Origin of the sequence: Mycobacterium sp. 852002-51613_SCH5001154, assembly GCF_001667425.1 — a bacterium.
In the GTDB taxonomy this organism is placed as follows: domain Bacteria; phylum Actinomycetota; class Actinomycetes; order Mycobacteriales; family Mycobacteriaceae; genus Mycobacterium.
Map to the genome: position 1 here is coordinate 165,750 of NZ_LZII01000085.1, position 14,661 is coordinate 180,410.

General features: G+C 65.9%; 15 protein-coding genes and 1 pseudogene. 10 read left to right on the top strand and 6 right to left on the bottom strand.

Annotated elements, in window-relative coordinates:
- Positions 1–21 precede the first annotated feature (21 nt).
- Both A5750_RS24750 and A5750_RS24755 read right to left on the bottom strand, forming a co-directional pair.
- A complete protein-coding gene (locus A5750_RS24750; RefSeq protein ID WP_066950869.1) occupies positions 22–564 on the bottom strand; it encodes a PadR family transcriptional regulator in 543 nt (180 codons plus the stop codon).
- A 136-nt stretch (positions 565–700) separates the two neighbouring features.
- Entirely contained in the window at positions 701–1,582 is an 882-nt protein-coding gene (locus A5750_RS24755) for a DUF1707 domain-containing protein (RefSeq protein ID WP_067266480.1), read from the bottom strand.
- Positions 1,583–1,702: 120 nt separating this feature from the next.
- Between A5750_RS24755 and A5750_RS24760 the strand changes: the two genes are divergently transcribed.
- From A5750_RS24760 to dnaB, 9 genes and pseudogenes are all read left to right on the top strand, one after another.
- Positions 1,703–2,128, top strand: a complete 426-nt coding sequence (locus A5750_RS24760; protein ID WP_066951343.1) for a DUF5318 family protein — start codon at positions 1,703–1,705, stop codon at positions 2,126–2,128.
- The gene (locus A5750_RS24765) at positions 2,121–4,688 is read left to right on the top strand and encodes a transglycosylase domain-containing protein (RefSeq protein WP_369829498.1); all 2,568 of its coding nucleotides are present in this window, start codon (positions 2,121–2,123) and stop codon (positions 4,686–4,688) included. Before A5750_RS24760 ends, A5750_RS24765 begins: the two co-directional genes overlap by 8 nt.
- Positions 4,685–6,315: pseudogene (locus A5750_RS24770) on the top strand (glycosyltransferase family 87 protein); the annotation flags it as partial. The gene A5750_RS24765 and the pseudogene A5750_RS24770, both read left to right, overlap by 4 nt.
- A gap of 9 nt (positions 6,316–6,324) precedes the next feature.
- Entirely contained in the window at positions 6,325–6,966 is a 642-nt protein-coding gene (locus tag A5750_RS24775) for a DJ-1/PfpI family protein (RefSeq protein WP_066951348.1), read from the top strand.
- 144 nt (positions 6,967–7,110) lie between these two features.
- Positions 7,111–7,401, top strand: a complete 291-nt coding sequence (rpsF, locus tag A5750_RS24780) for a 30S ribosomal protein S6 (protein WP_061557737.1) — start codon at positions 7,111–7,113, stop codon at positions 7,399–7,401.
- A gap of 112 nt (positions 7,402–7,513) precedes the next feature.
- A complete protein-coding gene (locus A5750_RS24785; RefSeq protein ID WP_066950853.1) occupies positions 7,514–8,032 on the top strand; it encodes a single-stranded DNA-binding protein in 519 nt (172 codons plus the stop codon).
- A 36-nt stretch (positions 8,033–8,068) separates the two neighbouring features.
- Positions 8,069–8,323, top strand: a complete 255-nt coding sequence (gene rpsR / locus A5750_RS24790) for a 30S ribosomal protein S18 (RefSeq protein WP_066950849.1) — start codon at positions 8,069–8,071, stop codon at positions 8,321–8,323.
- 31 nt (positions 8,324–8,354) lie between these two features.
- The gene (rplI, locus tag A5750_RS24795) at positions 8,355–8,813 is read left to right on the top strand and encodes a 50S ribosomal protein L9 (RefSeq protein WP_067266486.1); all 459 of its coding nucleotides are present in this window, start codon (positions 8,355–8,357) and stop codon (positions 8,811–8,813) included.
- A 529-nt stretch (positions 8,814–9,342) separates the two neighbouring features.
- Positions 9,343–10,719, top strand: a complete 1,377-nt coding sequence (dnaB, locus tag A5750_RS24800; protein ID WP_066950837.1) for a replicative DNA helicase — start codon at positions 9,343–9,345, stop codon at positions 10,717–10,719.
- Between the two features lie 156 nt (positions 10,720–10,875).
- Here the strand turns inward: dnaB and A5750_RS24805 are convergent, their stop codons facing one another.
- Positions 10,876–11,907 carry a fused (3R)-hydroxyacyl-ACP dehydratase subunits HadA/HadB gene (locus A5750_RS24805; protein WP_067266487.1) on the bottom strand — a complete coding sequence of 344 codons (1,032 nt, stop codon included), beginning with the start codon at positions 11,905–11,907 and terminating at the stop codon, positions 10,876–10,878.
- Positions 11,908–12,045: 138 nt separating this feature from the next.
- Between A5750_RS24805 and A5750_RS24810 the strand changes: the two genes are divergently transcribed.
- Positions 12,046–12,366 (top strand): DUF1330 domain-containing protein, encoded by a 321-nt coding sequence (locus A5750_RS24810; RefSeq protein ID WP_066954738.1) that lies wholly within the window; start codon positions 12,046–12,048, stop codon positions 12,364–12,366.
- Positions 12,367–12,412: 46 nt separating this feature from the next.
- Here the strand turns inward: A5750_RS24810 and A5750_RS24815 are convergent, their stop codons facing one another.
- From A5750_RS24815 to A5750_RS24825, 3 genes are all read right to left on the bottom strand, one after another.
- The gene (locus A5750_RS24815) at positions 12,413–12,799 is read right to left on the bottom strand and encodes a hypothetical protein (protein WP_066954742.1); all 387 of its coding nucleotides are present in this window, start codon (positions 12,797–12,799) and stop codon (positions 12,413–12,415) included.
- A gap of 200 nt (positions 12,800–12,999) precedes the next feature.
- The gene (locus A5750_RS24820; RefSeq protein ID WP_156664404.1) at positions 13,000–13,710 is read right to left on the bottom strand and encodes a hypothetical protein; all 711 of its coding nucleotides are present in this window, start codon (positions 13,708–13,710) and stop codon (positions 13,000–13,002) included.
- Positions 13,707–14,624 (bottom strand): hypothetical protein, encoded by a 918-nt coding sequence (locus tag A5750_RS24825; RefSeq protein ID WP_067266494.1) that lies wholly within the window; start codon positions 14,622–14,624, stop codon positions 13,707–13,709. The genes A5750_RS24820 and A5750_RS24825 overlap by 4 nt, the downstream gene beginning before the upstream one ends.
- Positions 14,625–14,661: the final 37 nt, after the last annotated feature.

The window sequence follows — 14,661 nt, forward strand, 5'->3', positions numbered from 1 at the left end:
GATCGAATTCGTGCAGGGGTTTTACGTCTGCTCGGAGAGGCCGGGCATCGCCCGCTCCGCAGCAATGAGCTCGTTGAGCCACTTCACTTCCCGCTCACTGGACTCGAGCCCCAGTTGGTGAAGTTGGCGGGTGTAGCGGTCGAACGAGTTACTGGCCCGCGCCACGGCTTCGCGCAGGCCTTCCCGCCGCTCCTCGACCTGACGGCGGCGACCTTCCAGGATGCGCATGCGCGCCTCCGCCGGAGTCCGGTTGAAGAACGCCAAATGCACCCCGAAGCCGTCGTCGGTGTAGTTGTGCGGGCCGGTGTCGGCCACCAGCTCACCGAAGCGCCGACGGCCCTCGTCAGTTAGCTGGTAGACGCGCCGGGCACGCCGAACCGGCGTTCCGGTCGGGGCGGCGTCCTCGGCGATCAACCCTTCGGCCTGCATCCGCCGGAGGGCGGGGTACAGCGAACCGTACGAGAACGCACGAAACGCGCCGAGGAGGCCGGTCAGCCGTTTGCGCAACTCGTAACCATGCATCGGCGATTCGATGAGAAGACCCAGGATGGCGAGCTCGAGCATCGAATCACCCCCTTTGCATGGTTGGTTACGACGGTTCGACGCCTCGCGTAATCGTATCGTCTCGATATATTCGCCACAACACCACCGAATGTTCGTCCGCTATTTGTTCGGGTGCGCCGAATCGAATCGCGCCCGGCTACGACGGCAAGCTGAGCTGCTTGACGGTGCCGTCACCTGCGAAGACGATGTAGCCACCACCGTAGTCGCTGGAGACATACAGCGATAGCGAGAGCGCGCCCGGGGTCGTCGGGTCCGTCGCCGGTTCGATGTTCAGGTACTCGGTTTTGACGTCCGACGGCTTCATGTGGAGGGTCTGCGGGGCGCCGCGCATGATGCCCACGGTCGCCGTGACGTCGAACTTGCTCAGGTCAACCGCAAGGGGAGCATCCGCGGAGCTTTTGGCCGAGCTGCTCGGGTCGCCCCAGCCCCCGCGGTAGGTGTAGGCCAGCACCCGGCGATCGTCTGAGGGGTCCGGCCGGTCGAGGACCGCGTAGGTCGGGTAGATCACGAGTCGATATCCCACGGCGTCGCCGAACCGTTTGCGTGTTTGCTCGATCAGGCCGGTCAGCCCGCCCACCGAATGCAGTTGGGTGGGCGGTGTCAGCACCACGGGGCCGACGCCGTCGGGCTTGGCTCCGGGGTCGGTGGTGAAGTCCAGCGGCGATTTGGTGTTGCCGTACATGCCCCACCCGATGCCGACGCCCAATAGCACCGAGACGACTAATGCGGCGGCGAGCGTCCCCCAACCGCGGAGCTTCGGCGGCACCGGCCGGGCCTTGGCGACAGGCGTCGGAAGCGCGCTGCTGTCGGTTTGCAGGTCGGTCACCAGGGCCTGCAGATCGCCGAGCGTGACCGCGTTGGTGGCCGCGCTGACCCGTTCCCGATGCTCCTCCATGGAGAGCTCGCCGTCGGTCAGGGCGTTGTCGAGAATCCTGCAGGCGTCCTGCCGATTGATGTCTTTGGCGCGGGTGCTTGCCGCCACCCCGCCGCCCAGCGACGTCCCGAGCCATCTCGCCACGGGGATGATCGTAGAGTCCGGGCCTGGTCCGGCACAGAATGCGCCCGCCTTTACTCGGCTCGGGCCGCCACAGCTTTGGTTGCGTATCGGTGGTCCGGATGGCGACGTACTCTGGTGGGCGTGCGACTGCAGCGACAAGTGGTGGACTACGCGCTCCGGCGGCGAGCACTGCTGGCCGAGGTGTACTCGGGCCGCACGGGCGTGTCCGAAGTGTGTGACGCGAACCCTTATCTGCTGCGCGCCGCCAAGTTTCACGGGAAACCGAGTCAGGTCATGTGCCCGATCTGCCGTAAGGAGCAGCTGACACTGGTGTCGTGGGTGTTCGGCGAACACCTCGGCCCGGTATCGGGCTCGGCACGTACGGCCGAAGAGTTGGTTTTGCTGGCGAGTCGCTTCGAGGAGTTCGCTGTCCACGTGGTGGAGGTATGCCGGACCTGCGAGTGGAATCATCTGGTCAAGTCGTACGTGCTCGGAGCGGCGCGCCCACCCAAGGGCACCCGCGGTACGCGGACGGCGCGAAACGGCGCGCGCACGGCCATTGAATAACGACGGACCCCACAACCAGTCGTCCGGCGACGCGGATGGGTCGGCGACTGAGCGGGTGGGAAAACATGGAAGCGGCGAGCGCCCGCGTGGCGCGCCGTCGGCGGCCGGCCAACGCCGTGGCGTTCCGCCCGATGACCGGCTGACCACGATTCTTCCGCCGGTTGTCGATGACCGGTCGCCCCGGCGGCCCGATCCCCGCATCGAGGAAGTCAAAGCCGCGCTGGACAGCCCTTCGTCGACTCCCATGCAGCGTGATGCGCTCGAGGAGGTCAAGGCGGCGCTGGATAGCCGAACGTCGCCGCGCCGGGACCGGCCGAAGGCGGGAGGCCGTCCGCCGGAAGGGCCGCCACCGCCGCCCGGGCCGGGGGGTCGCCGCGGTGGACCGGACGGCTTCGGGCCCCGGCCGCCGCGTGACGTCCACTGGACCCAGCAGATCAACTGGTTGTGGGTGCGGCGAGCGGCCTACCTGTCGGCGGCGGTGCTCGTGCTGTTGCCGATCGTCACGTTCACCATGGCGTATTTCATCGTCGATATCCCGAAGCCGGGCGATTTGCGCACCAACCAGGTCTCCACCATCCTGGCCAGCGACGGGTCAGAGATCGCCAAAATCATTCCGCCCGAAGGCAATCGGGTTGACGTCAACATCAACCAGGTGCCGGTTCACGTGCGCCAGGCGGTGATCGCCGCCGAAGACCGCAATTTCTACTCGAACCCGGGGTTCGACTTCAGCGGCTTCGCCCGGGCGGTGAACAACAACCTCTTCGGCAACGGTGACCTGCAGGGCGGGTCGACCATCACCCAGCAATACGTGAAGAACGCGCTGGTCGGCTCGGCTCAACACGGCGTCAGCGGCCTGATGCGCAAGGCCAAGGAACTGGTGATCGCCACCAAGATGTCGGGGGAGTGGTCGAAAGACGATGTGCTGCAGGCCTACCTGAACATCATCTACTTCGGCCGGGGTGCCTACGGCATCTCCGCCGCCGCCAAGGCCTACTTCAACAAGCCCGTCGAGCAGTTGACCGTTTCGGAGGGAGCGTTGCTGGCGGCGCTGATCCGGCGGCCGTCGTCGCTGGACCCGGCCGTCGATCCGCAGGGCGCCCGGGCCCGCTGGAGCTGGGTGCTCGACGGCATGGTGGAGACCAAGGCGCTGTCGCCCGGTGACCGTGCCGCGCAGGAGTTCCCGCAGACGGTGCCGCCCGACCAAGCCCGCGCGGAGAACCAGACGACGGGACCCGAGGGGCTGATCGAGCGCCAGGTGACCAAAGAGTTGATGGAGCTCTTCAACATCGACGAGCGGACTCTGAACACCCAGGGCCTCCAGGTCACCACCACCATTGACCCGAAAGCCCAGCAGGCCGCCGAGAAGGCGGTATCGAAATACCTTGACGGGCAAGACCCCGACATGCGGTCGGCCGTGGTGTCGATCGACCCGCACGACGGCGCGATACGCGCGTACTACGGCGGTACGGACGCCAACGGTTTCGACTTCGCGCAGGCCGGGCTGCAAACGGGTTCGTCGTTCAAGGTGTTCGCACTCGTGGCCGCGCTCGAGCAGGGGATCGGTCTGGGTTACCAGGTCGACAGTTCGCCGCTGACCGTCGACGGCATCAAGATCACGAACGTCGAGGGCGAGGGCTGCGGGACGTGCAATATCGCCCAGGCGCTCAAGCAATCGCTGAACACCTCTTACTACCGGCTGATGCTCAAGCTCAAGGGCGGCCCGCAGGCCGTCGCCGACGCCGCGCACCAGGCCGGCATCGCGACCAGCTTCCCCGGGGTGGACCACACGCTGTCCGAGGACGGCAAAGGCGGGCCGCCCAACAACGGAGTTGTGCTGGGGCAGTATCAGACCCGGGTGATCGACATGGCCTCGGCCTACGCCACGCTGGCCGCCTCCGGCATCTACCACCGGCCGCATTTCGTGCAGAAGGTCGTCAACTCCGAGGGCCAGGTGCTCTTCGACGCGAGCAAGTCCGACAACAATGGCGAGCAGCGCATCCCCAAGGCCGTGGCCGATAACGTCACCGCGGCCATGGAGCCGATCGCCAGCTATTCGCGCGGCCACTCCTTGTCCGGCGGCAGGCCGTCTGCGGCCAAGACGGGCACCACGCAGCTGGGTGACACCACCGCCGACAAGGATGCCTGGATGGTCGGATACACGCCGTCGCTGTCTACGGCCGTGTGGGTGGGCACCGCGAAAGGCGACGTACCACTCGTAACCGCCTCGGGCGCACCGGTTTACGGCTCGGGGCTGCCATCGGACATCTGGAAGTCCACCATGGACGGCGCCTTGAAGGGCACCTCCAGTGAATCGTTCCCCAAGCCGACGGAGATCGGTGGCTATGCCGGCGTCCCGGCGCCCCCGCCCCCACCGCCGCCCTCCGTGACGGTCATTCAGCCCACCGTCGAAGTGGCGCCCGGCATCACCATCCCGATCGGCCCGCCCACGACGGTCACTGTTGGGCCGGCACCGCCGGGCGGCGGCCCCGGCGGTCAAGAGCCGGGTGTGCCGCCGGGCGGCGCCCAAGCTCCCCCGCCGCCTGGCCAGCCGCCGCCGTGACCGAGGCTGAGCAACGCAGCACCGCCATTTCTCCGGAGCCGCTGGCCGGCGATCTGCGTAGCGTCGACAACCGCGACTGCCCAAGCCGCAACGACTCGTTGGGCGCCGCCCTGGCGGAAGCCGCCGGTGGGCCGGTGGGCAGACACGCGCTGATCGGGCGCGCCCGGGTGATGACGCCACTGCGGGTGATGTTCCTGATGGGGCTGGTATTCCTGGCGCTCGGCTGGTCGACGAAGGCGGCCTGCCTGCAGAGCACCGGCACCGGCACCGGGGATCAGCGGGTAGCCAACTGGGAGAACCAACGCGCGTACTACGAGTTGTGCTACTCCGATACCGTTCCGCTATACGGCGCGGAGTTGTTGAGCCAGGGCAAGTTTCCGTACAAGTCGAGCTGGGTCGAGACCGACGGCAGCGGCACCCCGCAGACGCGCTACGACGGCCGGCCGGCGGTGCGCTACATGGAGTATCCGGTGCTGACCGGGATGTATCAGTACGTGTCGATGGCGCTGGCGAAAACTTATACCGCGCTGAGCAAGCTGGGTCCGCTGCCGGTGGTCGCCGAGGTGGTGATGTTCTTCAACGTCGCGGCGTTCGGTCTGGCGCTGGCCTGGCTCGGCACCGTCTGGGCGACCGCCGGGCTGGCAGGGCGCCGGATATGGGATGCGGCGCTGGTGGCCGCGTCGCCGCTGCTGATCTTCCAGATCTTTACCAATTTCGACGCGCTGGCAACGGCATTCGCGATGGCCGGGCTGCTGGCATGGGCGCGGCGCAAACCGGTGCTGGCCGGCGTGCTGATCGGATTGGGCGCCGCCGCCAAGCTGTATCCGTTGTTGTTCCTCGGTCCCATGGTGGTCCTGGCGATCCGGGCCGGGCGCTTTCGCGCTCTGGCTCGCACCGCGGGAACTACCGCGGTGACATGGCTGCTGGTGAACCTGCCGGTGTTGGTGCTGTTTCCGCGCGGGTGGTCGGAATTCTTCCGGCTCAACACCCGACGCGGCGACGACATGGATTCGCTCTATAACGTGGTGAAATCCTTCACCGGCTGGCACGGATTCGATGCCAAGCTGGGTTTTTGGGAGCCACCCACCGTGCTGAACGCCGTGGTCACGGTGCTGTTCGCAATCGGTTGTGCGGCAATCGCATACGTCGTGCTGACCGCTCCGAAGCGGCCCCGGCTGGCGCAGCTGCTGTTTTTGGTGGTGGCGGTTTTTCTGTTGACCAACAAGGTGTGGAGCCCACAGTTCTCGCTCTGGCTGGTTCCGCTGGCGGTGCTGGCTTTGCCGCATCGCCGGATCCTGCTGGCGTGGATGACCATCGATGCGGTGGTGTGGGTGCCGCGGATGTACTACCTATATGGCAATCCAAACCGCTCGCTGCCGGAGCAGTTCTTCACCACGACGGTGTTGTTGCGCGACATCGCCGTGATCGGGTTGTGCGCGTTGGTGATCCGCCAGATCTACCGGCCCGACGAGGACTTGGTGCGCTGGAACGGCCGGGTGGATGACCCGTCGGGCGGGCCTTTCGACCGTGCGGCCGACGCCCCGCCCCGGTGGCTGCCGGACTGGCTACGACCGGCCGGCATGCGCCGCGCCACGGCGCCCGCGATCGAGTCGCCTGTGCCGGCCGGAGCGGCGCCTTGACTGTGGTCGCCGTCCCGCTGTTTCCCCGGGTGACCGCGCTCGACGCGGTGGGGCCCTACGAAGTGCTGCAACGCATCCCGTCGATCGAGGTGGTGTTCATCGGTCACCAACGCGGCGAGGTGCGGACGGAAAACGGGATGCTCGGGCTGAGCTGCGACGCGAGATTCGACGAGATCACCTCGCCGGACGTGGTGCTGTTCCCCGGCGGAATCGGCACGCGCCAGCTGATCCACGACGGCACCATCCGCGAATGGCTGCAAGCGGTGCACCCGACCACGACCTTCACCACGTCGGTGTGCACCGGTGCGCTGCTGTTGGCCGCCGCGGGCCTGCTTGACGGGCTCACCGCCACGACCCACTGGCGCGCCAGGGACCTGCTCAACCAGCTGGGCGCCCGGTACGTGCCGGACCGGGTTGTCGAGCACCTGCCGCAGCGGATCATCACCGCCGCGGGGGTGTCCAGCGGGATCGACATGGCCTTACGGCTGGTCGAGCTCCTGGTCGACCGCCAGGCCGCGCAGGCCGCTCAGCTGCTCATCGAATACGACCCGCAGCCGCCGTTCGATTCGGGCGCGCTGGCCAAGGCCGATCATGCGACGGTGGACCGGGCCACCGAATACTTGGACGCGCGGCAATAGCCGGATTGCCCGAGCGGGGGGATCCGTCGCGATTTTGGAGGCCAACCCACCCATCCGGTAGCCTGATGCGGTTGCCGACGCAGGCGACTCTCCTGCCACGGAACGACCGTGGCCGTACAGACCAGAGGAGGTGGTGAGGTTTCCATGCGTCCATACGAAATCATGGTCATTCTTGACCCCACGCTCGACGAGCGCACTGTTGCTCCATCCTTGGAGACGTTCCTTAACGTCGTCCGTAAGGACGGCGGATCCGTCGACAAGGTCGACATCTGGGGCAAGCGCCGGCTGGCCTACGAGATCGCCAAGCACGCCGAAGGCATCTATGTCGTCGTCGACCTGAAGGCGGAGCCGGCGACGGTCTCCGAGCTCGACCGCCAGCTGAGCCTCAACGAGTCGGTCTTGCGCACCAAGGTGATGCGCACCGACAAGCACTAACACCCGTGGCCGAGTCGTGGGCCCACCGTCGGTGGACTTGCGTAGGCTCAGCCAGGATACGTGCCATTTACCGTCGGAGAAGCGAGTAGCAGGGCGGAACGAGGAGGAAATTGTGGCTGGTGACACCACTATCACCGTTGTCGGAAACCTGACCGCCGACCCCGAACTGCGGTTCACCCCGTCCGGTGCCGCCGTCGCGAATTTCACCGTGGCGTCCACGCCCCGGATCTTTGACCGCCAGAGTTCGGAATGGAAAGACGGTGAGGCGCTGTTCTTGCGGTGCAACATCTGGCGCGAGGCTGCCGAGAACGTCGCCGAGAGCCTCACCCGTGGCTCACGGGTGATCGTCACCGGCCGACTCAAGCAGCGGTCCTTCGAGACGCGCGAAGGCGAGAAACGCACCGTCTTCGAGGTCGAGGTCGACGAGATCGGGCCCTCGCTGCGGTATGCCACGGCCAAGGTCAACAAGGCCAGTCGCAGCGGCGGCGGTGGCGGTGGTGGCGGCTTCGGCGGTGGCGGCGGATCCCGTCAGGGATCGGCGCCGGCGAGCAGCGCACCCGCCGACGACCCGTGGGGCAGCGCCCCGGCATCCGGGTCCTTCGGCGGCGGCGACGACGAACCGCCGTTCTAAGAACTTCAACAGTAAGAAACGGAAAGAAAGACAGTCATGGCTAAGTCCAGCAAGCGGCGTCCGGCTCCGGAAAAGCCGGTCAAGACGCGGAAGTGTGTCTTCTGCTCGAAAAAGGGGCAAGCGATCGATTACAAGGACACCGCATTGCTGCGCACCTATATCAGTGAGCGCGGCAAGATCCGGGCGCGGCGCGTCACCGGCAACTGCGTGCAGCACCAGCGTGACATCGCGATCGCGGTCAAGAATGCCCGCGAGGTGGCTTTGCTGCCCTTCACGTCCTCGGCGCGATAACCGCCGAACCCGAAGCGAAAGTACGAACACGATGAAGCTGATTCTGACGGCCGACGTCGACCACCTCGGTACCGTCGGCGACACGGTCGAGGTCAAGGACGGCTATGGCCGCAACTTCCTGCTCCCGCGCGGTCTGGCGATCGTCGCCTCGCGCGGTGCGCAGAACCAGGCCGACGAGATCCGCCGCTCCCGCGAAGGCAAGGCGGTCCGCGACCTCGGGCACGCCAACGAACTCAAGACCGCGATCGAGGCGCTGGGCCCCGTCCAACTGCCGGTCCGGACCGCGGCCGATTCCGGGAAGCTGTTCGGCTCGGTGACGTCCGGTGACGTCGTCGCGGCCATCAAGCAGGCCGGCGGACCCAACCTGGACAAACGAATCGTGCGGTTACCCAAGTCGCACATCAAGGCGGTCGGCACCCACCCGGTGTCGGTGCACCTGCATCCCGAGGTCAACGTCGAGATCGCCCTCGAAGTCGTCGCGGAGAGCTAAGCCTCCCACGTTTGCTCAGTCCCGGGGGCGGCCATCATCGGCCCCCCCCGGGCGCAGTTGTGCTGCGGTCACGCCGCCTGGCGTCAGGGCGGATGGTCGCGGACGCGCGTCCTAGCGAACTATCGCCACGGGGTGTTCGGCGGACCCTATTTACCCTGCCGTAACGCTGCGAAAATATGGCCGAAAGCCAACACGCCCGGCGCAGTAACCTGCGACGACACGCCGTAGAGATTCTTGTCCACACGATTTTCATCGCGTTACATGGCCCTTAACAGCACCGATGTCAGAGCCCCTTGAGTTCATACACAGGTTCTCCACACCCCACTCAACACAGGTGTCGAAGGATATGCACACACGATGCACAGGTTCATGAACAGCGGCCCTTTTACCTACTAGCTAGCAACGTCTAACGTCGTCCCGGCGCGAGGCGTGCGAGTGCTGTGGGGCGAAAGTGTCGGCTCCTTGACTTACGCTGACGAGAGCGGTTTTCGAATGTACGTTCGGATGCGTGGGAGGGGAGGAGGGATCCATGGCGGTCGTCGATGACTTGGCGTCGGGCATGGATTCGTCGGCGCCCAGTGAGGACTTCGGCCGTCAGCCACCGCAGGATCTCGCGGCGGAGCAGGCGGTGCTGGGCGGCATGCTGCTGAGCAAGGACGCCATCGCCGATGTGCTGGAACGGTTGCGGCCCGGCGACTTCTATCGCCCCGCGCATCAGAACGTCTACGACGCCATCTTGGACCTATACGGCCGCGGCGAGCCGGCCGACGCGGTGACGGTGGCCGCCGAACTGGACCGCCGGGGGATGCTGCGCCGCATCGGCGGGGCGCCATACCTGCACACCCTGATCTCGACCGTGCCCACGGCCGCCAACGCGGGCTACTACGCGACCATCGTGGCCGAGAAGGCGCTCCTGCGCCGGCTGGTGGAGGCCGGCACGCGCGTCGTGCAGTACGGCTACGCCGGGGCCGAGGGCGCCGACGTGGCCGAGGTCGTCGATCGCGCGCAGGCGGAGATCTACGAGGTTGCCGATCGGCGCACGACGGAGGATTTCGTCCCGCTGGAGGATCTGCTGCAGCCGACGATGGACGAGATCGACGCCATCGCTTCGAACGGCGGCGTGGCGCGTGGGGTGCCGACCGGATTCACCGAACTCGACGAGGTGACCAACGGTCTGCATGCCGGGCAGATGATCATCGTCGCGGCTCGTCCCGGGGTGGGCAAAAGCACGCTTGGACTGGATTTTTTGCGGTCCTGCTCGATCAAGCACCGGTTGGCCAGCGTTATTTTCTCGCTGGAGATGAGCAAGTCCGAGATCGTCATGCGGCTGTTGTCGGCGGAAGCGAAAATCAAACTCTCCGATATGCGTTCCGGGCGCATGAGCGACGACGACTGGACGCGGCTGGCACGGCGGATGAGCGAGATCAGCGAGGCGCCACTGTATATCGATGACTCGCCGAACCTGACGATGATGGAGATCCGGGCGAAGGCGCGCCGGCTGAAGCAGAAGGCCGACTTGCGTCTGGTCGTGGTCGATTATCTGCAGCTGATGTCGTCGGGAAAGAAGGTTGAGTCGCGGCAGCTGGAAGTCTCGGAATTCTCGCGCCAACTCAAACTGTTGGCCAAGGAGCTCGAGGTCCCCGTTGTCGCGATCAGCCAGCTCAACCGCGGCCCCGAGCAGCGCACCGACAAGAAGCCGATGCTGTCCGACCTTCGTGAGTCGGGATCGCTGGAGCAGGACGCCGACATGGTTATCCTGTTGAACCGCCCGGACGCGTTCGAGCGCGACGATCCGCGCGGAGGAGAGGCGGATTTCATTCTCGCCAAACACCGTAACGGCCCGACCAAGACCGTCACGGTCGCGCACCAGCTGCACTTGTCGCGGTTCTCCAACATGGCGCGGTGACGCGCAGTCACTCGAGTACACCATCTCGTCGAAACGACTGCGGGAGAGCAAATCTCGTTATCCCCGTACACGCTCACGGCTAAAGCCACCCGTGCACCGCGCCGGACCCCAACGTGGTGGCCTTCGTCGCTGCCCCCCGCGCCGCGGGGCGGCCATTCAGCGGAAGCGGATGTTCAACGTCGCCAAACCGAAGATCTTCCGGCCACCTGATTTAGCGCCGACGATGATCACACCGGCGCGGGCCGCCGGGTCCAACGACTTAATCCGGCCGCTGTACTCGATGTCTGCACCGCCCGCGGCCGACACGATTGCGGGCTGCGACAAGCGCACTGCATAGCGGGTAACCGCACCGGGGTCGCCCGACCATGCGGAGGCAAACGCGGCACCCAAACCCATGGTGAGCATGCCGTGGGCGATCACGTCGGGCTGCCCCGCCAGTTTGGCGACGTTCTCGTCCCAGTGCAGCGGGTTGGCGTCGCCGGCCACGCCGGCATAGTTCACCAGGTCGCCGCGCGACAGTCGGGCGTGGTGCACCGGCAGCTCATCGCCGACCTTCAGGTCATCGAAGGAGAGCGTGCCCGGGACGCGTTGCGTGCCACCTTGGGCTATCCGCACGTCGGCCTCGGGACGTTCCGTTTTGCGGTATGCGGCTTCGGAGGTATCGATTCCGGCGAGATTCACGTCGTGCATCACGACGTTCTCCGCGGCACTCAGCATCGCTGGATCGACATCGTCCGCGGTGACACCGACGACGGTGGTGTGCATGGTGTGCACCCGTTCGCCGGCCGAGTCCGTGAAGGTGTTGGTCACGGTGATCAAATCCCTGCCCGCGATTCTGCGCACCGATGACAGCTCAACGTCAGTGTGCAGTTCATCGCCGGCCACGATCGGCCGATGCTGCTCGAAGACTTCTTCGGTCTGCAGGTACATGTCGTAACCGACGACCACCGATTCGAACAGGTGCCGGTTGGCGACCATGCCGGGGATCGACGTGAACGTCAGCGGCGCAACCAGGCCCGAATATCCGAGCTTCGCGGCGGCCGCGGCATCCCAGTGCGCGGGGTGATAGTCCTGCACCGCGCGGGCATACTCGCGCACCTTCTCAGCGGCGACCCGGTAGCTGTCGTCGACTCGGTAGTAGTGGCCGACGCGCGATTCGAGCGTTGCCTTCTCTGCTGCTGCGGTCATGAATTGCTCAACTTTTCTATCGACCGGTTAGCGGCGGCCGACCAAGGCACCCTAACGCGCCGACATCCAGCCGGTAACGCCGCTGTGGAGCACCGGCCACCTGCCGGCGCGTTATCCGGCCCCGTAACGTCTGCGACCATGACCGTTTATGCCCTGAACCTTTTCGATATCGCCGACGCCGACGAGTACCGCGCATACTCACGCCGGTCACCCGCCGAGGTGGCGAAGCACGGCGGTCGTGTCGTCGCGCTCGGGAGCTTCCAGCATGCGGTTGTCGGCGACATCGAGCCTCGGCAAGTGCTGATACTTGTGGAATGGGAATCGCGAGAGGCGTTCGACAGCTATTGCAACGACCCGGAAATCGCCGATCTGCATCCGCATCGCGAGAACGGATCATCGGGATACATCTGGCACCTATTCGACCGCCTCGACGACCTCAGGCCGATCCTGAACCGGTGATTCGCGGCTTATCAGCCGAAGCCGGGAACGCATCGAGGGGTCGGCACTACAGCTGATCCTTCGCGGGTGCACAGACAGTCCACCGGCCTTCTTCTTTGCGGAAGTACATCGTCTGCGATTCGTTGTCCTGGAACATGAGGTTTGCAGACGCCGCGTTGCCGCGCACCACGACAGCCCCGATCTTGAATTTTGGTTTGGCCGCGTTGGCCACCTCGCCTCCCGGGTCTGCTGCGGAATCCAGATACGGCTCGGCTTCCTCGCGGCACATGAGGCCGGCGATTTCTTGCGGATTACCCTTGCTGACCGATTCGGAGAAAGCGTTGATCAACGCCTTGATCTTGGTGGGGTCGCTGTTGTGGTAGTGGTGGTACGCCGCGATGGTCGCAATGCCGCCGCCGACGGCGATCACGATGACCGCCAGCGCGGCATACAACCAGCCTTTTCTACGCCGACGCGGCGGCCCAGGCTGGGGTGGCCCCCACCAGCCGCCCGCGGGCGGGGCCCACGGCCCGGGGAGCGGTGGGGGCGCCCCATATACCGGTTGCGGTAGGGGTGGCGGCCCATAGGGCGGCTGCGGCGGCCAGGGTGCTCCGCCGTGCGGGTTACCGTGATAGGGCGTTGTCATATTGGGGCTCAGGCGATTTCATCGAATTGGGCGGTCATCGTCTCATCAAGCAGTGTGCCGAAATCCTCTGGATCCTCGGGCACCCCGCCGTAGACGGTGACGGCCTGCCCCGGGGGAAGGTCAGGTGAGAGGCACACGTGTGAGTCCGCGGTGGTGGCCAGGAGCAGCAGGCGCGTGGGGTCTACCGCGTCTCGCGGCCAGTTGGATTCCGGTAGTCCATCTGGGCACCCCAGGTGTTCGGCGTAGGTCTGCAGGTGCCGAGGTTGAATGGGGCCGTTGGACATCCAGTCGGGACCGACGAAGCCGGCGTGCGCCTCGCGGTAGAAGCGGCGCACGGCATCGGGGATCGCTTCGGCGAACCGCAATTCGGTGGTCTTGCACAGCGCTGGGTCCCAGCCGATCCAACAGACGACGTGCCGCCGGCCGGCATCGTAATGCTCGACGGCGTAGACCAGGACCGCTTCCCCCATGACGTGGCCGAGTCGGACGTCAGCGAGTTCGGTCTTGAATGCGTGGGCGAAGGTGGGCACCAGTTCCAGGAAGTCGCTGTTCCACAGCGACATTGCGGCCGCACACCGGGCTTCCGTCGCATCGGATTGCGCGATGGGCCGCCAGCGTTCGGGCACATCCGCGGTGCGTCCGATTTCGGCGAGGATGACCGGCTCGGCGTGCGCGACACTTCCGAGAATGGTTTCGATTTCCGCAATTTCCACTGTCATCGGCTGGGCGGGAGTGTCGTGAGCAACTGGTTGATCAGGTCTTGCAACGTCGCGCGGGTGTCATTCTCCAGTTGTATCTGCTCCTGGACCCACTTGGGGTCGGCGTCACCGATCCTGGCGATGCTGTCCGAATTCTTCATGCCATTGGCATAGGCCGACAGCCACTGCAAATTTCGTGGTGAGTTGGCCACCACGTACATGTATTCGGCGGGCAGGTTGAGGAAGCCGGGCACGTACATCAGCTGAGCGATCGGAACAATATGGTCCACGACAACCGCAGGCCGCGAGGGATCGCTCGCCATGCCCGGTATCGGCGCGCCGTTGCGCGCCGGGTCGGGAGTGCCGACGCCCGGTTTGGCCTGCCCCTGCAGTATCAGATCATCGGGCCAAGGCCCCTTTTGACGCAGCTGCTTGAAGACTGGCTGCATCGGGGGAGCAACCGCTACCCCGCCGAGCGAATTCCTGGGCGGCGGCGCAGGCGGCGCATAACCCGGCGGCAGGCCAGCCTTCGCGGCGTTGATCTTGTCGATCCTGTCCTGGGAGGGTCTGGGCAGCGTTCCGTGGTCGGCCAATTTGGCTATGGCTGCGGCGCAATTGTTGAGGTTCGCTTGCGCCTGACTGCCGCGAGCATTCAGTTGGGCGGCTTCGGCATCGTAAGCGTCGGCGGCTGCCTGCTCCCTAGGCACGACGAAGTCATGGGGCTGGGCGTTGTGGCGGGCGATCTCGGCATTGACCGAATCGAGCGCCCCCTGCTGCGACTCACAACCCTGCGGAGGCCCCGGCGCGGCAGCACCGGTCGCCACGGACATCCCACCCGTAAGGCCGAAGAGGAACAGGACCGCGGCCAATACGAAGACCAGCGACCGGACAACCGCCGGCAGCCCCACCCGACTCATCGGCTCGTCACGCTTCATCTCGATGCGAGGTTACCCATTTTATGCCGCCCACCCG

What these genes read in the sequence shown, in the direction of transcription:
- A5750_RS24750 (WP_066950869.1), bottom strand. Translation starts at nt 564, where the DNA reads ATGCTCGAGCTCGCCATCCTGGGTCTTCTCATCGAATCGCCGATGCAT.
- A5750_RS24805 (WP_067266487.1), bottom strand. Translation starts at nt 11,907, where the DNA reads ATGACCGCAGCAGCAGAGAAGGCAACGCTCGAATCGCGCGTCGGCCAC.
- A5750_RS24825 (WP_067266494.1), bottom strand. Translation starts at nt 14,624, where the DNA reads ATGAAGCGTGACGAGCCGATGAGTCGGGTGGGGCTGCCGGCGGTTGTC.
- rplI (WP_067266486.1), top strand. Translation starts at nt 8,355, where the DNA reads ATGAAGCTGATTCTGACGGCCGACGTCGACCACCTCGGTACCGTCGGC.
- A5750_RS24810 (WP_066954738.1), top strand. Translation starts at nt 12,046, where the DNA reads ATGACCGTTTATGCCCTGAACCTTTTCGATATCGCCGACGCCGACGAG.
- A5750_RS24820 (WP_156664404.1), bottom strand. Translation starts at nt 13,710, where the DNA reads ATGACAGTGGAAATTGCGGAAATCGAAACCATTCTCGGAAGTGTCGCG.
- rpsR (WP_066950849.1), top strand. Translation starts at nt 8,069, where the DNA reads ATGGCTAAGTCCAGCAAGCGGCGTCCGGCTCCGGAAAAGCCGGTCAAG.
- rpsF (WP_061557737.1), top strand. Translation starts at nt 7,111, where the DNA reads ATGCGTCCATACGAAATCATGGTCATTCTTGACCCCACGCTCGACGAG.
- dnaB (WP_066950837.1), top strand. Translation starts at nt 9,343, where the DNA reads ATGGCGGTCGTCGATGACTTGGCGTCGGGCATGGATTCGTCGGCGCCC.